Raw genomic sequence first — 19461 nt, forward strand, 5'->3', positions numbered from 1 at the left:
CAGCCGCACCCCGGCGTGCACCGTCATGTAGTCGACACCCTGCTCCGCCTGTTCGATCACGGTGTCCTTGTAGACCTCCCAGGTCAGCTCCTCGGCCCGGCCGTCGACCTTCTCCAGGGCCTGGTAGAGCGGGACGGTGCCGATCGGTACGGGCGAGTTGCGCAGCACCCATTCACGCGTGGTGTGGATGTTGCGACCGGTGGACAGGTCCATGACCGTGTCGGCACCCCATCGGGTCGCCCAGGTCATCTTGTCCACCTCCTCCTCGATGGAGGAGGTGACCGCGGAGTTGCCGATGTTGGCGTTGACCTTCACCAGGAACCGCTTCCCGATGATCATCGGCTCGGTCTCCGGGTGGTTCACGTTGGCCGGCAGCACCGCCCGGCCCGCCGCGATCTCCTCGCGGACGGTCTCGGGGGCGACGTTCTCCCGGATCGCGACGTACTCCATCTCCGGGGTGATCTCCCCCCGGCGGGCGTAGGCGAGCTGCGTGACCGGCCGGCCGTCACGGCTGCGGCGGGGGCGGCGCGGCCGGCCGGGGAAGACCGCGTCGAGGTTGCGCAGGCCGTCCCCGGCCAGGGGAGACCCCGTTCGGGGCACGGTGCGCTTCAGCCCGTCGTCCTCGGGACGCCCGGGACGTCCCTCGTACTCCTCGGTGTCCCCCCGGGCGGTGATCCAGTTCCCCCGCAGGGGGTCGAGACCCCGACGGACGTCGGTCTCGGTGGCGGGGTCGGTGTACGGACCCGACGTGTCGTACAGCGTCACGTCCGTGCCGTTGGTGAGGTGCACCTGACGGACCGGCACCCGGAGGTCGGGGCGTGAGCCCTGGACGTACCCCTTGTGCCAGCCGATGGACTTCGCGGCCCCGCCCTCCGGGACGTTCCGCGTATCCGGTGTGTTCTGCACACCCTTCGGTGCGTTCTGCGCATTCTGCTTCGAGGCAGGCGTGCGTGCGTCCGCTGTGGTCATGGAGACCTACTCCCTACGCCGGCATTACCCGGTAACAGGTTCGGCGGTCGGCGCAGCGTGTCCCGTACGGATGTACGGAGGTCAGCGCCCTCTCAGCCCGGTGCTCCGAGCTCCCGCGTGTGCAAAGGTGCCACCACGCTAGCCTTCCCCCTGGCGTGCTGACCAGAGGGCCTCCCCTCTTCTTGGGATGATCGCGGGGTGACGCCCTCAGGAAACGCGCCCGGACCCCACGGCCCCGCCTCTGGCAGCGCGCAGAGCCATGCGCATGCCCACACGCACAGCCACGGCCCCGCGGCACCGGTCTCCAAACATCTGCGCAAGGTCATCGCGGCCGTGCTCATCCCGTTCGCCACCGCGGTCCTCGTCGGCCTCGTCGCCTTCTGGCCCGGCAGCGCCCCCGCCCACGAGCGCACCGGTGTCGGCTTCGACCGGCAGACGCAGGACGGGAGAGTGGTGAAGGTCGTCCCGGTCGACTGCGCCGACGTCAACGCAGGACAGGTGCCGCCGACCGGGGACACCTCGACGCCGTCCGGACGTGAGGCCGTCGCCGAGCAGACGGGCGCATGCAAGAAGGCCACGGTCGAGGTGACGACCGGCAAGGACAAGGGACGCACGTTCGTCGAGATCATCCAGTCCGACGCGACCCGGAAGCTGAAGCAGGGTCAGGGCGTGGTCGTGGCGTACGCCCCCGACGCACCCCACGACCTCCAGTACTCGGTGACGGACATCGACCGCTCGTTCCCGATGGCCCTGCTGGCCGGAATCTTCGCCCTGGCGGTGGTCGTCGTGGGCAGGCTGCGCGGACTCATGGCGCTGATCGCGCTCGCGGTCTCGTTCGCGGTGCTCACGCTGTTCATCCTGCCGGCGATCCTGCAGGGCTCGAATCCACTGGTCGTGGCGGTCATCGGGGCCAGCGCCATCATGCTGATCGCCCTCTACACCTGTCACGGCCTGACGGCCCGCACCTCCGTCGCCGTCCTAGGCACCCTCATCTCCCTGGTACTGATCGGCCTGCTGGGCTCCCTCTTCATCGGCTGGGCCGGCCTGAGCGGCAACACCGACGACAACACCGGCCTGATCCACGGGTTGTACCCGGGGATCGACATGAGCGGCCTGTTGCTGGCCGGTGTCATCATCGGGTCGCTCGGTGTGCTCGACGACGTGACCGTCACCCAGACGTCGGCCGTCTGGGAGCTGCACCAGGCGGACCCCACCATGGGCGTGCGGCGGCTCTACAAGGCCGGTATCCGGATCGGCCGGGACCACATCGCATCGGTCGTCAACACGCTTGTGCTCGCGTACGCGGGCGCGGCGCTGCCCCTGCTGCTGCTCTTCTCCATCGCCCAGAGCAGCGTCGGGGTGGTCGCCAACAGCGAACTGGTCGCCGAGGAGATCGTCCGTACCCTCGTCGGATCGATCGGTCTGGTCGCCTCGGTGCCGGTGACGACGGTGCTCGCGGCGCTGGTGGTCTCCGCGGACCGTACGGGGCTCGGCGCGGAAGCCGGAGCTCCTGCACCCGTACGGACCGGGAGGGGCCGACGCCGCAAGGCGTGAGCACGGGGCTCCCGGACGCCGACAGCCGCCGTTCGCTCAGCCGGCGTTCTGCTCCTTGGCCAAAATGCGGCCCAGGGCCTCTTCCAGACTGCCGTCGAAGTCACCCAGAGTGTGCTCCTGTCCCAGTGGTACCAACTTGTCCGTCCGGTCGAGAAATGCCACAAGAGGAGCCGTGCCGGCCCGGAAGAGCGCACGGTCGGCGCCCACCTGGAGCCTGATGTGTACATCCGAGAGACCCTCGGGTTCGGTCGGGGCAATGTGCACATCGCCGTCGCCGCTCGGGCTGTTGAGCCCGTCCAGCAGCAACTCACGGCCGAACGCCCAGGTGACGGGGGCGTCACCGGGCAGATGGAAGGTCATGCGGATCGCATACGGATCGCTGACCTCGTACCGGAGCTCCACCGGAATACGGAAGGAGAGCTCCTCCGAGACGAGGAAGCTCATCATGACCTCTGCTTGAACCGACTCGCGCATCGTTCAACCCCGCAGTAGATGAAACTGGCCAGGAATGATCCCCCATGGCCCTATTGACGCCATCGTGGTGCACGCGATAGCAGATCACAAGGAGTGATTTTTCAGATACTGATAGAGAACACGAACGAGCGCAAGAACGTGGTTACTTCGCAGCGTAATTGTTCGATCGCAGCGAGCAACCGTTCTTCTTGCTCCAAGGGGAGCGAAACCGCCATCGCCGCCACAGCGGGGCCCACGGTGATCGGAATGGCCGCGCACACGGTCCCCAGGGCGTACTCCTGCCGTTCGACGACGGGCTCCATCCGCTTCATCGCCCTCAGCCGCGCGAGGAAGGTCTGACGGTCCCGTACGGAGTAACGCGTCAACTGCCGCACCGGGTACCGGTCGAGGTGGTCCTCGCGCGCCCGCTCGTCGAGCTGGCCCAGCAGGCACTGTCCGAGCGCGTGGGCATGCCCGGTCTCCCGGAAGGCCGCCCACTCGCGCACGGAGGGCGCGGCCGGGCTGTCGGCCACCGCGACCAGCTCGATCTCACCGTCCCGGTAGAGGGCGCAGTACACGGGCGCACCGATGAGGCCGGCCCAGTGGGCGAGCGAGTCAACGATCACGCCGGGGCGGGAGGAACGGCCGCCGACCAGCTTCTCGGCAGCGGCGCCGAACAGGAACACCCCGTTCTCCCTGCGGAGGTATCCCTCGTGGGTCAAGGTGCGCAGCAGGTGGTAGGCGGTGGGCAGAGGAAGTCCCGCCTCCCTCGCCAGCTGCTTGGCAGGGGCCCCGTCCCGATGGGTGCCCACAGCCTCCATCAGTCTCAAGGCCCGCTGCACCGATCCGATCAACGTCGGGACAGCAGGGCTCGATGCCGTGGTCACAGGTCACCCCCAGGCATGGTGACGGGCTCTCAGCCCTCCCGCGGGGGCCGCCCCCGCGGGCCCGCCGCGAGCCTGGGGTCCGGAGACCGACCGGTCGCACAAACCACTGGGCAGAATGGTGACGGACAGTCATTTCCCAGCTGGCGGCAGCGGTACGCAACTGTATCGGCACGGTGCGTCACGAGGGAGGTTTCCCGCCCGACTTAGCTCAGCTGGGCTAATCGCCGTATCAGCGGCCCGCCCGGCCCGTCACCGTACGTCACGGGCCGTTGCATGCACGATCGTCCTACCAATCGCGGGAGGACGACATGAACTTCCGTACGACAAAGATCAGGCCGCCGACCAGCACGACGGCGACCAGCACCTTGAAGAGCAGGCCGATGACGAACCCGACCACACTGGCGATCAGCCCACCGAACACGACGAGCACGATGAGCGGCACCGCGACCCATTTCACCCACCAGGGCATCCCCGCGAAAATCTCCTGTACCGCCATCGTCCGTACCTCGTCTCTGTGAGTTCCTGCCCCCGATGCTAGAGGCGTGGGACCCGCCCGCGGAGGGGTGGGATCCCTTGAAGACCCCTGAGCGGCCCCCTAGGGAACCCCGAGGAGCGCGGCGCTCATCCCTCGGGCGGGGAGAAGACCACCATGACCCGGAGGTCCTCGGTGATGTGGTGGAACTTGTGGGCGGTGCCCGCGGGCACGTACACGACGCTCCCCCGGCCCACCTGCGTGGTCTCCGTCCCGACCGTGATCGAGGCGCGGCCGCTCATGACGAGGTAGACCTCGTCCTGGCGGTGGGGCTGCTGCGGGTCGAGTGCGCCGGCGTCCAGGGCGTACAGGCCGACGGACATGTTGCGTTCGCGGACGAACTGCAGGTAGGCGCCGTCGTTGGCGGCGCGCTCCGCCTCCAGCTCGTCCAGTCGGAATGCCTTCATCGTCCGTCCGCCCCTCGTACCCGTGCTCGTCCCTGCCGCCGGTGTCCACCACCGATCACGTCTGCCACGATCAGACACATGAAGAATTTCGTAGTCAAGACGATCGCCAACGCGGGCGCGCTGGCCGTGGCCATCTGGCTTCTCCAGGACATCACGCTCACCGGTCACAGCACCGGCAGCAAGGTGCTCACGCTCATCGTGGTCGCGCTCCTGTTCGGCCTGGTCAACTCCGTCGTGAAGCCGGTGGTCAAGCTTCTGACCCTCCCGCTGTTCATCCTGACGCTCGGCCTGATCACCCTGGTGGTCAACGCCCTGATGCTGATGCTGACCTCGTGGCTGGCCGGCGTCCTGGATGTGAGCTTCCACGTCCAGGGCTTCTGGACCGCGGTTCTGGGCGGTCTGATCATTTCGGTGGTCTCCTGGGCCCTCGACGTCGTACTGCCCGACGAGGACTGACCGGCATCCGCCGGCCGACGGCCGCCCGGCGCGGAGCCGGAAGAGAGACGAGGGAGCAGAGATGAGCACCACGAGCGACGGCACCCGGGCCGTACGTGCGGGACTGCCCGCTCCGGAGCAGTACGAACCGACGCTGCCGGGCCCGGTCTTCGCCGCCCACTTCCATCTGTCCGGGGAGCCCGTCGGACCGTACACCTACGGCCGGGAGACGAACCCGACGTGGACCCGGCTGGAGCAGGCGATCGGCGAGCTGGAAGCCCCGGGCGAGCAGGTCGGGACCACTGTCTTCGCCTCCGGGATGGCGGCCGTCTCCGCCGTTCTCCTGTCCCGGGCACGCACCGGTGACACCGTGGTCCTGCCGGACGACGGATACCAGGCGCTGCCTCTGGTGCGGGAGCAACTGGAGGCGTACGGCGTCCGGGTGCGTACGGCGCCGACCGGCGGCGACGCCCAACTGCGGGTGCTCGATGGGGCGAAGCTGCTGTGGCTGGAGACCCCTTCCAACCCGGGGCTGGACGTCTGCGACGTGCGCCGGCTGGTCGCCGCCGCACATGAGGCGGGGGCGCTGGTCGCGGTCGACAACACGCTGGCCACACCCCTCGGCCAGCGCCCCTTGGAGCTCGGTGCCGACTTCTCGGTGGCGAGCGACACCAAGGGCATGACCGGGCACGGCGACATCCTGTTGGGCCATGTGACGTGCAAGGACCCGGAGCTGTCCGCGGGCGTGCGCCGGTGGCGGAAGGTCGTCGGCGCGATTCCCGGCCCGATGGAGGCCTGGCTCGCCCACCGTTCGCTGTCCACCTTGCAGATGCGGATCGACCGGCAGTGCGACACCGCACTCGTCTTGGCGACGGCCCTGTCGAGGCGTACGGACGTGACGGGCCTGCGCTACCCGGGGCTGCCCGGCGATGCCTCGCACGCGATCGCTGCCCGGCAGATGCGGCGTTTCGGCTCCGTGGTCTCCTTCGTCCTCGCGGACAAGGGCACCGCCGAGCGCTTCCTGGACGGGCTGCGCCTGGTCGACGACGCGACGAGCTTCGGGGGCATCAGGTCGACCGCCGAGCGCCGGGCCCGCTGGGGCGGGGACGCCGTCCCGGAAGGCTTCATCCGTTTCTCGGTGGGCGCCGAGGACCCGGACGACCTGCTGGCCGACGTCGAGAACGCACTGGACCGGGCCGCCCGCTGACGGCGGCCCCGAGGTCCGGCGGAACCGGCCGGGGACGGGCGTCCCGGGCGACCCGGCCGGTCCGCTCGGGACGGGTGGTCCGAGCCTCCCCCCTCGTGGCTCGGGCCACCCTGGTTCCTGATGCGTCGAACCGCTGCGGCGAGGCTAGTTGACCGAGCGTCAGCGAACCATCACAGAGGCGACAGGGCCCTATCGACATATGCATGGTTGCGTGGTCCAACGCGTCACCGCGGGGAGGGGAGCCACGGACCTGACCCGGCTGCGCACATTCGTCATGGTGCATCGGGCCGGATCGTTCACCCGGGCCGCCGCGCTGCTCGGCCTGTCCCAGCCGGCCGTCACCTCCCGGACAAGGACGCTGGAGCAGCAGCTGGCCGCCCCCTTCTTCCTGCGCCGGGCTCGGGGCGTGACCCCCACGGCTGTGGGGGACGAGCTCGCACAGCGTGCCACCCCACACCTGGACGCCCTCGTCGAGATCGCGGAGGCGGGCGGCGACACCGAGTCGCCGGCGCGGACGCTCCACCTGACGGGCCCTGCGGAATTCACCGCCCTGCGTGTGCTGCCCGTCCTCGTCCCCTGGTCTCCCAGGGACTGGCCGTGCGCAGCACCTTCCTCGCGCAGGCTGAGGACACGCTCGACGGGCTCGCGGCGGGCACCACGATCTGGCCCTCACCACCGCACGTCCGCGTGGCGGCCTGCTGGCCGGGACTTGCCGTCCTGCCCCGCTATCTCTGCCAGGACGCGCTGGAACGGGGTGAGGTGGTGATACTGCTGGGCCCTCCGGGACCGCCGCTGCGGACCTACTTCCTGGCGGTGCGGACCGGCACGCTCTCCCTTCCGCGCATCGCGCGGGCGCACGAGTGGCTGGTGCGCCCTGCTGTCGACTGGTGAGCCGTCGGCCGACAGGCGTTTCAGATGGCGTTTCCTGGGCCACTCTCTTGCCATGACCGAACGCCCTGTGGTCAAGCGCACCGCACGAGCCGTCCTGCTCGCCGGCGACGACCTCATCCTGATCAAGCGCACCAAGCCCGGGGTCGATCCGTACTGGATCACCCCTGGTGGGGGCGTCGAGCCGGAGGACGACACCGTCATCGATGCCCTGCACCGCGAGGTCGACGAGGAACTCGGTGCCAAGATCGCCGATGTCGTCCCATGCTTCGTCGACACGGTCGAGCACATTGAGGGCGGCGGCATCAAGGGCGTCAAGGTGCAGCACTTCTTCGTCTGTCGGCTGGAGTCGATGGACCCTTCACGTCGGCATGGCCCCGAGATCGACGAGCCCTGTGGCGAGTACGAGATCGTGCGTGTGCCTTTCAGCCGGGTGGGCATCGCGGCGGTGCATCTCGTACCGCTCTCCCTCCGTCACTACCTGGACGGGAACATCGAGGGAGTACGGGCGATGCACGCCCCCGACCTGGGCTGAGGCGAGTCGGACGGTTCGGCTTCATCCCCGTCCGCGCATCCAGGTACAGCGAGGCCGGTGGAGGCGGACACTCCCCACGCCAGACGACTCCGCAGACCGCGCTCGCCGCCGCGTTTCACGTGAAACCATTCAAGCGATCCGTACGCCCGAGCATCCTCGTCGCCCATGTCGCCGTGTAGGTCAGTGGGCTGGGCCTGACAGCGGGCCTGCTCACCCTGTCCCTCACTGCGTTCCTCCCGAGAGACCCCTCGTTGGCGCGAGCGGCCACACCGGCAAGACCGTCGCGGACGCCGTGGTTCTGAGCCAGAGCGCCACCCCCGGCCGGTCACCTGCCTAGAGGACCGCGGCCTGCTGACCCGCTACCTGTGCGACACCGACCGCCGGGGCATCTACACCGACGTCACAGAAACCGGTCCGAAGCTGCTGGACGAGGCACGGCCCACCAAGGGCGGCGCCCTGCGCGCCGCCCTCGGCGAGGCGGCCAACGACCCTGAGCCGGCCCCGCTGGTCCGGGCGGCCGAAGCCCTCGATGTCCCCGCCTGAGTGGCCCGGTTGTTGCGTAGTCTGCCGATCATGAGCGATCTCGACATACGCCCCGCCGCACTCACCGACCTCCAAGCCGTCGTGGCCATGCTGGCCGACGACCCGCTCGGTGCCCAGCGCGAGTCACCCGACGACCTCGCCCCTTACCAGGCCGCGTTCCACCGGTTGGCGGACGACCCGAACCAGCACCTGGTCGTGGCCGTGCGTGAGGAGCGCGTGGTGGGAACCCTGCAACTGACCATCGTGCCCGGGCTGTCCCGACAGGGCGCCACCCGGTCGATCATCGAAGGCGTACGCATCCACGCCGACGAACGCGGAAGCGGCCTCGGCACCCAGCTGATCCAATGGGCGGTCGACGAATCACGGCGCCAGGGTTGCCGACTGGTACAGCTGACGTCCGATGCCACCCGCACCGACGCCCACCGCTTCTACGAACGGCTCGGCTTCACCGCGAGCCATGTGGGGTTCAAGCTCAGCCTGTGACCCGGCGGGGCCCGCCGACCGCCCTCTCGCGCGGACCCACTATCCACAAGGGGGACGCCTGCACCGCATCGACGACGAGCAGCGCCGCACCAGGCTCGGCCGCAGACACCTGCTGGTACTCGCGGCCCGCGCCTCATCCGCTCCAGCCGTCGCCGACGCGGTGGTGGCGCTGCATTCCACAGACGCCGCCACGCTCCACCTCTCGGTGTGCGCCCGGCTGTCGGAACCGGTCGTCACCCCCACGGAGCGGGCCCTCTACGGGACGTCTCACTGGTCCGCCCCTCGCCATGCGCAACACCCTCTTCACCGTCTCCAGAGAGATCGCGCCCCTTGTTCGATGGAGCGCTCGCTCGGGCCGTCGCAGCGAAGGAGCGGCGCACCTTCCTGAAGCGTCTGGAAGCGGACGGCAACGGTCTCGACGAGCGCTGGCTCGCGGGAGCCGAACGGAAGACCGTCGCCGCACTGGCCGAGCGGGGCCGGGCCACCGGTAGTGAGCTCTCCGCGGCGGTCCCCGCTCTCCGCACGAAGATCACCGTCTTCCCCGGCACCCAGCAGGAGACCGTGCAGGGCATCGCCTCCCGGGTGATCCGCCTCCTGGCCACCGAGGGGCGCATCCGGCGGGACCGGCCACGTGGCTCCTGGACCTCGCACCAGTTCCGCTGGACGGCCTCCGCTCCCCTGGCCGCCGTCGGTTCCGGCCGAAGCACAGGCCGAGATGGCGCGGCGCTGGCTGCACTCGTACGGGCCCGGAACGGAGGCGACCTGACGTGGTGGACGGGGGGCGACCTGACGTGGTGGACGGGGTGGGGCTCCGCGAGACACGCAAGGCACTTGCTGCCGCCGACGCGGAGCAGGTACTGCTCGACAGCGGGGCGCATGTCTGGGTCGCGCCTGGTGATCTCGGACCGGAGCCGCCCGTGGAGCCATGGGCCGCACTTCTGCCCAGCCTCGACCCGAGCGCCATGGGCTGGGCCGACCGTGGCTTTCACCTTCCGGACGACCACCGGGCGGCACTGTTCGACCGGGCCGGGAACATCGGACCGACCGTGTGGTGGAACGGCCGGATCATGGGCGGCTGGGGGCAGCGGGCCGACGGCGGGGTCGTATGGCGGTTGCTGACGGACACCGGCCAGGACGCTTCCGGTCTGATCGAGTCCGAGGCGTCCCGCCTGCTGGCCTGGGTGGGCGATTCCAGGATCACCCCGCGCTTCCGTACCCCGCTGGAGCGCGAGCTGATGGCCTGAGGCCCGGTAGGTCAGGCGCCGGCGGAGCGGGCCGACCGGCCTCTGAAGGAGCCTGTAGCGCTCACTCACGTGGCAGGCCGCGCCACCCTCCCTCGTCCACGCCTCCCGGCACGGCCGCCGCAGGGTCGTACGGCTCCCTCGTGAGGGCGAAGGAACCCAGGTCCACGTGGTCCACTGTGCCGTCGCCGGCGCGTACGACCCGGAGGACCTCGCCCGCGTAGTAGCCGTTGAGGCCGGTCCAGGTCCCGTCCGCGGACGCCCGGAAGCACGCCCCGCGTCCGGTCCCCTGAAGGGGCCGGAGCTCCAGCGCCCGGTCCGCCAGCAACGTCAGGGCGTGGGCGCGCGTGCCCCAGTACCACAGCCCCGTCAGCGCGAGCAGTTCCTCGTCCACCTCGGGCAAGGGCCGCCAGGGTTCCGGGATCCGCGGCTCGGCCTCGGCGACGATCTGCACGAGGTCCGCGGCGACCGTGGCGACCGCCGGGCCGGAGGTGGCGTTGGAGAGCACCACGGCGGCGACATCGTCCTCGACGCTGAACCACAGCGTGGCGAGGAAACCGGGGAGAGATCCGGTATGGCCGAAGAGCGAACGGCTGCCCAGCCGCGCCGCCTGGAGACCGAGACCGTAGTTCCCCTCCTGGCCGACTGACTCGGACGGGGCCGCGGGCACACGCATCTGCTCGACCGACGACGCGCTCAGCACCCGTTCGTCGCCCTTCGCGAGGAATCGAGCAAAACGGAGCAGGTCGGCGGTGGTGGACCAGAGCTGGCCCGCGGGCGCCATGATCCCGAGGTCCTCGGCCGGTTCGGGAAGTATGACGTCGGCCCACGGGTGGACGGCCCATCCGCCCGCGTGCGGTGCTTGGGGCTCCGGCGTCGTACGGTCCATCCCCAGAGGTTCCAGGATCTCCCGGCGCAGTACCTCGGACCAGGAGTCACCCCGCACCTTCTCCACCAGCGCCCCGAGCAGGGTGTATCCAGGGTTGGAGTAGTGGTGCCCATGGCCTGCCGGGTGGAGCAGTGGCTGCGCGCCGAGCACGTCCGACAACTCCGGCCTGCTGCTGCCAGGGGTCCTCTCCCACCAGGGCGCGGGTGTCTCCGCGGCGAGCCCCGCGCTGTGTCCCAGCAGTTGGAAGACGGTCACCTCGCCCACCCCCGTGCCGGGCAGGTGCGCCTCCAGCGGATCGTCCAGGTCGAGCAGGCCCTCATCGCGCAGGCGCAGCACCAGCACGGCGGTGAAGGTCTTGGTGAGGGAGCCGATCCGGTACTGGGTGTCGTCGTCGGGGGCGTGGCCCTCCACACCGCTACGGGCGCCGCTCCAGGCGATCCGGCCTTCGCGCTGCACCGCGGCGACGAGCGACGGGGTACGGCCTTCGGCCTGAGCAGTGGCGATGCGATGAAGCAGAGCTCGCCGGGTACCGGGAAGCAGCGTTTCGGATGACGTCATGGACTAGGACTACCTGCGTCCCCACCCGCCTGGCCAGCCCGTTTCGCGGTCGGCGTGACGGACCGGTACCCACGCGTCTCGGCGCGGAGCGGGTCCGCCGGCGTGAACTCGCTCGCCATCGAGGGCACGGTGCACCTCGCCCGCTGCCCCCTGCACGAGGCAAGAGGCACGGGGGCTGTCCGGCCGGTCCGGGCAACGACTGGGGCGCTTTCCGGGCCCTGGGCGTGATCCGCCCCCGTCGGACGCCCGGCACGGCTACTTCGGGGCCCGGAAGCCACCGATCCGCTGCTCCAGCAGGTCGGCCAGCCGTAGCGGCGTACGGTCCTCGAACATCGGACCGATGAGTTGCACTCCCACCGGCAGGCCCTCGGGGGACCGGCCCGCCGGTATGGCGGTGGCGGGCAGACCGGGCATGGTGGCCAGACCGGCCCAGACGAGCTGGTCGAAGTACGGGTACTCGACGCCGTCGATGTCGATCCTGCGCTCTCGCGGATCGGGGTTGTGGTCATGCGGGAACGCAGGAGTGGGTGTGACGGGACACACCACGGCGTCCCACTCGGTGAAGAGGTGCCGCCAGCTCTGACGGTGGAGCTCGCGGCGGCTGTTCGCCTCCATCCAGTCGAGATGGCTGAACACCATGCCGCGCAGCCGCGCCGCATCGAGACTCCGGTCGTCCGCCCCCAGTCCGGCGGCGCGGGTCCGCAGTTGCTCGTACGCTTCGACGGGAAAGCGTGCGACGGAGCTCGAGAACAGCAACTGCGTGTAGAGCGTCGCGGCTTCACCCAGGTCAGGCAGCAGCGGACTGTGCCGTTCGACCCGGGCCCCGGCATCGACGAGCGCGTCGGCCACCCGGTTCACGCCCGCCCGCACGGCGGCCCCGGTCGGAATGAGCGGATGCTCGTCGAGGACCAGGACCCGGTAGTCGCGGAGCCGCTGGTGACGCGCGGGCGGCAGCACAAGGTCATACGCCACACCGGACGTCAGCGGGTCCGGCCCGGCCATGACGTCGAGCAGGAGCGCGAGATCCCGGGCCGTACGCGCCATCGGACCGACGACGGCGAGGTCAGGATCGGTCGGGACCGCCGGCACGAGCGGGGGGACCATACCGCGGCTCGCCACCAGTCCGAGCGTCGGCTTGTGCGCGTAGACGCCACAGAAGTGTGCGGGGGTGCGCAACGAACCCGCGAGGTCGGAACCGATGGACAGCACACCGAATCCCGATGCCAGGGCAGCCGCTGACCCACCGGAGGATCCGCCCGGCGTACGGCCGTGATCCCACGGGTTGTTGGTGGTGCCGTAGATGTCGTTGAAGCTCTGCACATCTTGCAGCCCAAAAGGCACATTGGTCTTACCGAGCACCACCGCGCCTGCGGCCTTCAGCCGCGACACCTGCACCGCGTCCTCGGTCGGCACGTAGTCCCGGTGCGGCGGCATACCCCAGTTCGTGGGCAGCCCGGCGACGTTGTAGGACTCCTTGACCGTCACCGGAATGCCGAGCAGCGGCCGGTCCTCACCACGGGCGCGCGCCTCGTCGGCACGGCACGCGGCAGCCCGTGCCCGGTCGAAATCCCGCACACAGACGGCGTTGATCCACTTGTCATCGCGCTCGATGCGGGCGATCGCATCGTCGGTCAGTTCCGCCGATGTCACTTCACCGGCACGCAAAGACGCCGACATTTCCTCGGCCGTCGAAAAATCCCATTCCATGAAACCGACCGTATGGGCCTCTGGTGAGGGTCATGAAATATCGCTTCGCACAACACCGCGGAAATGGCCAGAAACGGGCGCTCGAGCCCCGCACTTGGTCCGCCTCGTCACCCATGATCACTCTCACATCCGTTTCCCGAGCGCAGATGGCGCACCGGTGAGCTTCCCGCACCACCGGCCCCTACGCAGGACACCCCGACCGGAAGGCCGAGCCATGCGGAGACTGACCTACGGCATGAACCTGACCCTGGACGGCTATATCGCTGCGCCCGGCGACGACATCGGCTGGAGCGGGCCCCCGAGCGACGAGCTGTTCCAGTGGTGGCTCGGCCACGAGCAGGCGAGTGGCCTGACACTGTATGGGCGCAAACTGTGGGAGGCGATGAGCTCCTACTGGCCGACCGGCGACCAACAGCCCACCGCCACCCAGGCGGAGATCGACTTCGCGCGGAACTGGCGGGACACGCCGAAGGTGGTGTTCTCCTCGACGCTCGCCGAGGTCGACTGGAACACCCGCCTGGTCGCCGGCGACGCGATCACCGAGATCACCCGGCTCAAGGCCGAGGACGGCGGCCCGATGAACATCGGCGGCGCAACGCTCGCCGGGGCGGCCATGCGCGCCGGGCTGATCGACGAGTACACGATCGCCGCCCACCCGGTCCTGGTGGGCAGCGGCACGCCGTTCTTCGCCGCCCTGGACAGCTGGGTGAACCTGAATCTGGTGGAGACGCGGACGTTTCCCGGCGGCGTGGTCCTGACCAGGTACGAGACGAGGCGCTGAACAGCAGCACCCACGCGCTGGTCACACGGCGCTGTCGTATACGGGGTCGGTCCGACACGCCCCGTGGGATCACGACACGGTCCACTCAGGTCTGGGCCATGTCCACGAAGCGCGAGTAGTGCCCCTGGAACGCCACGGTGATCGTCGCCGTCGGGCCGTTTCGGTGCTTGGCCACGATCAGGTCCGCCTCGCCCGCACGCGGTGACTCCTTCTCGTACGCGTCCTCACGGTGCAGGAGGATGACCATGTCGGCGTCCTGCTCGATGGATCCCGACTCACGCAGGTCGGAGACCATCGGCTTCTTGTCCGTGCGCTGCTCGGGTCCACGGTTCAGCTGGGAGAGCGCGATGACCGGAAGCTCCAGCTCCTTGGCGAGGAGCTTGAGGTTTCGGGACATGTCCGAGACCTCCTGCTGCCGGCTCTCGGCACGCTTGGCACCACCGGACTGCATCAGCTGGAGGTAGTCGATGACCACCAGCTTGAGGTCGTTGCGCTGCTTGAGCCGACGGCACTTCGCCCGGATCTCCATCATCGAGAGGTTCGGCGAGTCGTCGATGTACAGGGGAGCGGCCGAGACGTCCGGCATCCGCCGGGCCAGGCGTGTCCAGTCCTCGTCGGTCATGGTGCCGGATCGCATGTGGTGCAGCGCCACCCGTGCCTCGGCCGAGAGCAGACGCATCGCGATCTCGTTGCGCCCCATCTCCAGGGAGAAGATCACGCTCGGAAGGTTGCTCTTGATCGAGCACGCCCGGGCGAAGTCGAGCGCCAGGGTGGACTTGCCCATGGCGGGCCGCGCCGCGATGACGATCATCTGGCCGGGGTGCAGGCCGTTCGTCAGGGAGTCGAGGTCGGTGAACCCGGTGGGCACACCGGTCATCTCGCCGCTGCGGGAGCCGATCGCCTCGATCTCGTCGAGGGCGCCCTCCATGATGTCGCCGAGCGGCAGGTAGTCCTCACTGGTCCGCTGCTCCGTGACGGCGTAGATCTCGGCCTGCGCCGAGTTCACGATCTCGTCGACGTCCCCGTCGGCCGCGTACCCCATCTGCGTGATCTTCGTACCGGCCTCGACCAGACGGCGCAGGACCGCCCGCTCATGGACGATCTCGGCGTAGTACGAGGCGTTGGCCGCGGTCGGCACCGACTGGACCAGGGTGTGCAGATAGGGGGCACCGCCGACCTTGGTGATCTCGCCGCGCTTGACCAGCTCGGCCGCCACGGTGATCGGGTCCGCCGGCTCGCCCTTGGCGTAGAGGTCGAGAATCGCCGTGTACACGGTCTCGTGGGCCGGACGGTAGAAGTCATGGCCCTTGATGATCTCCACCACGTCGGCGATGGCGTCCTTGGAGAGCAGCATGCCGCCCAGGACGGACTGCTCGGCGTCGAGATCCTGCGGAGGGACTCGCTCGAAGCCGGACTGACCGCCGTCCCAGCCGCTGTCCCGGCCCCGCTCGTGCTGTTCGTCGCGCCCCTTGCCCTCACCTCGACGCTGACGCGAGACGGGAAGACGGTCACTGGGACCGACATCGGCCCAGGGATCGTCCAAAGGCTCGGGGATGCTCACCCGGCCACCTCCTCCCGTCCGCTGCGCGGACCTAGCCGTGCCACTCTTTCTTACGGCACGGCACCGACAAACAAGACGCCCGACTCCGGTTCCGACGCGTCAAGTTCTGCGAGTTTCCAGGCCGGAACGAAGTACGGGCGCCGGACCACGGTAGGCCCGTCCGCACCGTCAGCCAATCTGGTTATCCACAGGCCATGTGGACGACGCACCAGATGCTGTGGAGAACCCCCCTGATCCTGTGCACGGACCGGGGGACAGAACTGTGGACAAACTCATAGGGACACCCTCAGGCACCTCCTGACCTGCACCTTTCCCATCCACCGACTGTGGGAGAGAAAAAGTTTCCCCCACTTTGCAAGATCATCGAGGACGGCCTCCGGCGTGGGCGCACCGACCCCTCCGAGTAAGGGCTGATGAGGCTTTGCATCTCTTACCTGTGGAAGATTAGATTGGCGCCCATGACCGAGGCTCCCGCGCCCCCGCCCCCCTCCCGTCGCCGGCACGACCGCGAGATCGTCTCACTCGCCGTTCCGGCCTTCGGCGCGCTCGTCGCCGAGCCCCTCTTCGTCATGGTCGACAGCGCCATCGTCGGCCACCTCGGCACCCCGCAACTGGCCGGTCTGGGCGTGGCAGCCGCCCTCCTGACCACCGCGGTGAGCGTCTTCGTGTTCCTCGCCTATGCCACCACGGCCGCTGTCGCCCGCCGCGTCGGAGCCGGCGACCTCCCCGCCGCGATCCGTCAGGGCATGGACGGGATCTGGCTCGCCCTGCTGCTCGGTGCCGCCGTGATCGCGGTCGCCCTGCCCACGGCGCCCTGGCTGGTCGAGGCGTTCGGCGCGTCCGACACCGCTGCTCCGTACGCGATCACCTATCTGCGCATCTCCAGCCTCGGCATCCCCGCGATGTTGGTCGTCCTCGCGGCGACCGGCGTGCTGCGGGGCCTCCAGGACACCCGGACCCCCCTGTACGTCGCCGTCGGCGGATTCGCCGCCAACGGTGTCCTCAACGTGGCCCTCGTCTACGGAGCCGGCCTCGGCATCGCCGGATCCGCCTGGGGAACGGTGATCGCCCAGGTGGCCATGGCGCTCGTCTACCTCGTCGTCGTCGTACGCGGCGCCAAGCGGCACGGCGCCTCGCTCCGCCCCGACGCCGCGGGCATCCGAGCCAGCGCCCATGCGGGCGTTCCCCTGTTGGTCCGCACCCTCTCCCTGCGCGCGGTGCTGTTGATCGCCACCGCGGTCGCCGCCCGGCTCGGCGATACGGACATCGCCGCACACCAGATCATTCTCTCGCTCTGGAGCCTCGCGTCCTTCGCACTGGACGCCATCGCCATCGCAGGGCAGGCGATCATCGGCCGCTACCTGGGGGCCGGCGACTCCGACGGGGCCCGGGATGCCTGCAGACGCATGGTTCAGTGGGGTATCGCCGCCGGCCTGGCCATCGGGGCGCTCATCGTACTGACCCGACCCCTGTTCATCCCCTTGTTCACCGGCGACACGTCCGTGCGCGGAACCCTGCTGCCCGCGCTCCTCGTCGTCGCCCTCACCCAGCCGGTCGCCGGCGTGGTGTACGTCCTGGACGGCGTACTGATGGGGGCGGGTGACGGCCGCTACCTCGCCTGGGCCATGCTGCTGACCCTGGCCGTCTTCGCCCCCGTCGCACTGCTGGTTCCCGTCCTCGGCGGGGGACTCACCATGCTCTGGTGGACGATGGCGCTGATGATGGCGATCCGCCTGGCGACGCTCTGGCTCCGCGCACGGTCCGGCCGTTGGATCGTGACCGGCGCCACCCGCTGAAACCTCCCCGGCACCGAGGGCGCCGGGTCGCCGGAAGCGTCGTTTCACGTGAAACCACGGACCGGAACGGAGAAGGGCCGCACCCCCTGGGGTGCGGCCCTTCTCTCAGCTCTGCCGAGCTGCGCCCTTAGGCGGCAACGACCTCGATACCGAGCTTCGCGGCGACCTCGGGGTGCAGACGGACGGACACCTGGTGCCCGCCCAGCGTCTTGATCGGCGAACCGAGCTCGACGCGACGCTTGTCGACGTCCGGGCCACCCGCGGACTTGATCGCCGAAGCGATGTCGGCCGGGGTGACGGAGCCGAAGAGACGGCCGGCGTCGCCGGAGCGAACAGCCAGACGAACCTTGACGGCCTCGAGCTTGGCCTTGATCTCGTTGGCCTGCTCGATCGTCGCGATCTCGTGAATCTTGCGGGCGCGGCGGATCTGCGCCACGTCCTTCTCGCCACCCTTGGTCCAGCGGATGGCGAAGCCACGCGGAACCAGGTAGTTGCGGGCGTACCCGTCCTTGACGTCCACGACGTCGCCGGCGGCACCGAGGCCAGTGACCTCGTGGGTGAGGATGATCTTCATGATTCGGTCACCCTTCCCTTATCGCGCGGTGGACGTGTAGGGCAGCAGCGCCATCTCACGGCTGTTCTTGACTGCCGTGGCGACGTCACGCTGGTGCTGCGTGCAGTTGCCGGTGACGCGGCGGGCACGGATCTTGCCACGGTCGGAAATGAACTTCCGCAGCATGTTCGTGTCCTTGTAGTCCACGTACTGGGTCTTGTCCTTGCAGAAAGCGCAGACCTTCTTCTTAGGCTTGCGCACAGGCGGCTTCGCCATGGTGTTTCTCCTGTGTGATCAAGAAGTGGGGGTACGAGCAGCCCTAGAAGGGAGGCTCGTCCGAGTAGCCGCCGCCGGAACCGCCGGAGCTTCCGCCCCAGCTTCCGCCGCCACCCTGCTGGCCGCCGCCCTGCTGACCGCCGGCCGAACCGCCGGTGGCCCAGGGGTCGTCCGCCGGAGCGCCGCCGCCCTGCTGACCGCCGCCGCCGGGACCGCCGCCCCAGTTGCCGCCGCCCTGCTGGCCGCCGTAGCCGCCCTGGCCGCCCTGACCACCGCGACCGGTGGTCTTGGTGACCTTGGCCGTGGCGTTCTTGAGGCTGGGGCCGACTTCCTCGACGTCCAGCTCGTAGACCGTGCGCTTGACGCCCTCGCGGTCCTCGTAGGACCGCTGCTTCAGTCGGCCCTGCACGACGACACGCATGCCGCGCGTGAGCGACTCGGCGACGTTCTCCGCCGCCTGACGCCAGACCGAGCAGGTGAGGAACAGGCCTTCGCCGTCCTTCCACTCATTGGTCTGCCGGTCGAAGATGCGGGGAGTGGACGCGACACGGAACTTCGCGACCGCCGCACCGGACGGGGTGAAGCGCAGCTCGGGGTCGTCGACGAGATTGCCGACGACCGTGATGACGGTCTCGCCTGCCATGGGTGAACCTCTCGGCGGGATTTTTCTTCTGGCTGCTTGCTACTCGAACCCGATGGCCGCTGAGCTGGAAGCTCAGTGGGCCTCGGGACGGAGGACCTTGGTCCGGAGGACCGACTCGTTCAGGTTCATCTGTCGGTCGAGCTCCTTGACGACTGCGGGCTCGGCCTGCAGGTCGATGACCGAGTAGATGCCCTCGGGCTTCTTCTTGATCTCGTAAGAGAGACGACGACGGCCCCAGGTGTCGACCTTCTCGACCTTTCCGTTGCCCTCACGGACGACGGAGAGGAAGTTCTCGATCAGCGGGGAGACAGCTCGCTCCTCGAGATCGGGGTCGAGGATGACCATCACCTCGTAGTGACGCATGTGGAACCCACCTCCTTTGGACTCAGCGGCCACGGTCGTTCCGTGGCAGGAGGGTCGTGATGCGTGAGCAACAGTGTTCCCGAGTAAAACAGCCGCCACTGACAACGCCCTTCTCATGAGTCGAAGGAGATCGTCGGGCCGGCTTCGGGCAGACACCGGTGCAGACCGTACAGAGTACCCGCAGACCGGCTTCCGGTTGA

General features: G+C 69.2%; 20 protein-coding genes, 2 pseudogenes and 1 riboswitch. Of the genes and pseudogenes, 10 read left to right on the forward strand and 12 right to left on the reverse strand.

What is annotated here, in order from left to right:
- The coding region (locus IH13_RS0101030) for a phosphomethylpyrimidine synthase ThiC (protein ID WP_031080189.1) at positions 1-969 on the reverse strand (969 nt) is incomplete at its 3' end.
- Positions 963-1096: riboswitch (TPP riboswitch) on the reverse strand. It overlaps the preceding gene by 7 nt.
- A gap of 71 nt (positions 1097-1167) precedes the next feature.
- Between IH13_RS0101030 and IH13_RS0101035 the strand changes: the two genes are divergently transcribed.
- Entirely contained in the window at positions 1168-2523 is a 1356-nt protein-coding gene (locus tag IH13_RS0101035; protein ID WP_031080192.1) for a YibE/F family protein, read from the forward strand.
- A 36-nt stretch (positions 2524-2559) separates the two neighbouring features.
- Here the strand turns inward: IH13_RS0101035 and IH13_RS0101040 are convergent, their stop codons facing one another.
- The 4 genes from IH13_RS0101040 to IH13_RS0101055 all read right to left on the reverse strand — a co-directional run bounded on the left by IH13_RS0101040 (position 2560) and on the right by IH13_RS0101055 (position 4802).
- A complete protein-coding gene (locus IH13_RS0101040) occupies positions 2560-2997 on the reverse strand; it encodes an SsgA family sporulation/cell division regulator (protein WP_019992482.1) in 438 nt (145 codons plus the stop codon).
- A 101-nt stretch (positions 2998-3098) separates the two neighbouring features.
- Entirely contained in the window at positions 3099-3863 is a 765-nt protein-coding gene (locus IH13_RS0101045) for an IclR family transcriptional regulator (RefSeq protein ID WP_199814583.1), read from the reverse strand.
- Positions 3864-4149: 286 nt separating this feature from the next.
- Entirely contained in the window at positions 4150-4359 is a 210-nt protein-coding gene (locus IH13_RS0101050; RefSeq protein WP_031080195.1) for a DUF5326 family protein, read from the reverse strand.
- Positions 4360-4484: 125 nt separating this feature from the next.
- Positions 4485-4802: a cupin domain-containing protein gene (locus tag IH13_RS0101055; protein ID WP_031080198.1), complete on the reverse strand. Its 318-nt coding sequence runs from the start codon at positions 4800-4802 to the stop codon at positions 4485-4487.
- A gap of 78 nt (positions 4803-4880) precedes the next feature.
- On the opposite strand from IH13_RS0101055, the gene IH13_RS0101060 reads away from it, so the two are divergent.
- The 7 genes and pseudogenes from IH13_RS0101060 to IH13_RS45925 all read left to right on the forward strand — a co-directional run bounded on the left by IH13_RS0101060 (position 4881) and on the right by IH13_RS45925 (position 10137).
- Complete coding sequence (locus IH13_RS0101060) at positions 4881-5258, forward strand: phage holin family protein (RefSeq protein WP_031080200.1); 378 nt, start codon at positions 4881-4883, stop codon at positions 5256-5258.
- Between the two features lie 61 nt (positions 5259-5319).
- The gene (locus tag IH13_RS0101065; protein WP_031080202.1) at positions 5320-6444 is read left to right on the forward strand and encodes a cystathionine gamma-lyase; all 1125 of its coding nucleotides are present in this window, start codon (positions 5320-5322) and stop codon (positions 6442-6444) included.
- A 199-nt stretch (positions 6445-6643) separates the two neighbouring features.
- Positions 6644-7335: pseudogene (locus IH13_RS36475) on the forward strand (LysR family transcriptional regulator).
- A gap of 52 nt (positions 7336-7387) precedes the next feature.
- Positions 7388-7867: an NUDIX domain-containing protein gene (locus IH13_RS0101075; RefSeq protein ID WP_031080204.1), complete on the forward strand. Its 480-nt coding sequence runs from the start codon at positions 7388-7390 to the stop codon at positions 7865-7867.
- 253 nt (positions 7868-8120) lie between these two features.
- Positions 8121-8410 (forward strand): annotated as a pseudogene (locus IH13_RS44250) (MarR family transcriptional regulator); the annotation flags it as partial.
- 30 nt (positions 8411-8440) lie between these two features.
- Positions 8441-8893: a GNAT family N-acetyltransferase gene (locus IH13_RS0101080; RefSeq protein ID WP_031080206.1), complete on the forward strand. Its 453-nt coding sequence runs from the start codon at positions 8441-8443 to the stop codon at positions 8891-8893.
- A 767-nt stretch (positions 8894-9660) separates the two neighbouring features.
- Positions 9661-10137 (forward strand): DNA glycosylase AlkZ-like family protein, encoded by a 477-nt coding sequence (locus IH13_RS45925; RefSeq protein WP_234433182.1) that lies wholly within the window; start codon positions 9661-9663, stop codon positions 10135-10137.
- 61 nt (positions 10138-10198) lie between these two features.
- On the opposite strand, the gene IH13_RS0101090 is transcribed toward IH13_RS45925, so the two are convergent.
- Together IH13_RS0101090 and IH13_RS0101095 are read right to left on the reverse strand one after the other, a co-directional pair.
- A complete protein-coding gene (locus IH13_RS0101090; protein ID WP_031080208.1) occupies positions 10199-11581 on the reverse strand; it encodes a serine hydrolase domain-containing protein in 1383 nt (460 codons plus the stop codon).
- 255 nt (positions 11582-11836) lie between these two features.
- Positions 11837-13288 carry an amidase gene (locus IH13_RS0101095; protein ID WP_031080210.1) on the reverse strand — a complete coding sequence of 484 codons (1452 nt, stop codon included), beginning with the start codon at positions 13286-13288 and terminating at the stop codon, positions 11837-11839.
- A 214-nt stretch (positions 13289-13502) separates the two neighbouring features.
- On the opposite strand from IH13_RS0101095, the gene IH13_RS0101100 reads away from it, so the two are divergent.
- Complete coding sequence (locus IH13_RS0101100) at positions 13503-14069, forward strand: dihydrofolate reductase family protein (protein ID WP_031080211.1); 567 nt, start codon at positions 13503-13505, stop codon at positions 14067-14069.
- An 85-nt stretch (positions 14070-14154) separates the two neighbouring features.
- Here IH13_RS0101100 and dnaB read toward each other — a convergent pair whose 3' ends face one another.
- The gene (gene dnaB / locus IH13_RS0101105) at positions 14155-15630 is read right to left on the reverse strand and encodes a replicative DNA helicase (protein ID WP_082317477.1); all 1476 of its coding nucleotides are present in this window, start codon (positions 15628-15630) and stop codon (positions 14155-14157) included.
- A gap of 458 nt (positions 15631-16088) precedes the next feature.
- Between dnaB and IH13_RS0101110 the strand changes: the two genes are divergently transcribed.
- Positions 16089-17426: an MATE family efflux transporter gene (locus IH13_RS0101110; RefSeq protein WP_031080215.1), complete on the forward strand. Its 1338-nt coding sequence runs from the start codon at positions 16089-16091 to the stop codon at positions 17424-17426.
- A 127-nt stretch (positions 17427-17553) separates the two neighbouring features.
- Here the strand turns inward: IH13_RS0101110 and rplI are convergent, their stop codons facing one another.
- The 4 genes from rplI to rpsF form a co-directional block, all read right to left on the reverse strand.
- Positions 17554-18000 carry a 50S ribosomal protein L9 gene (gene rplI / locus IH13_RS0101115; protein WP_014155197.1) on the reverse strand — a complete coding sequence of 149 codons (447 nt, stop codon included), beginning with the start codon at positions 17998-18000 and terminating at the stop codon, positions 17554-17556.
- 18 nt (positions 18001-18018) lie between these two features.
- Positions 18019-18255 carry a 30S ribosomal protein S18 gene (gene rpsR, locus IH13_RS0101120; protein WP_003967857.1) on the reverse strand — a complete coding sequence of 79 codons (237 nt, stop codon included), beginning with the start codon at positions 18253-18255 and terminating at the stop codon, positions 18019-18021.
- A 43-nt stretch (positions 18256-18298) separates the two neighbouring features.
- Entirely contained in the window at positions 18299-18898 is a 600-nt protein-coding gene (locus IH13_RS0101125) for a single-stranded DNA-binding protein (protein WP_031080226.1), read from the reverse strand.
- Between the two features lie 72 nt (positions 18899-18970).
- Positions 18971-19261, reverse strand: coding sequence for a 30S ribosomal protein S6 (rpsF, locus tag IH13_RS0101130; protein ID WP_031080228.1), 291 nt, complete (start codon positions 19259-19261; stop codon positions 18971-18973).
- Positions 19262-19461: the final 200 nt, after the last annotated feature.

The sequence above is a fragment of the Streptomyces sp. NRRL WC-3549 genome (assembly GCF_000721935.1).
Taxonomy (GTDB): domain Bacteria; phylum Actinomycetota; class Actinomycetes; order Streptomycetales; family Streptomycetaceae; genus Streptomyces.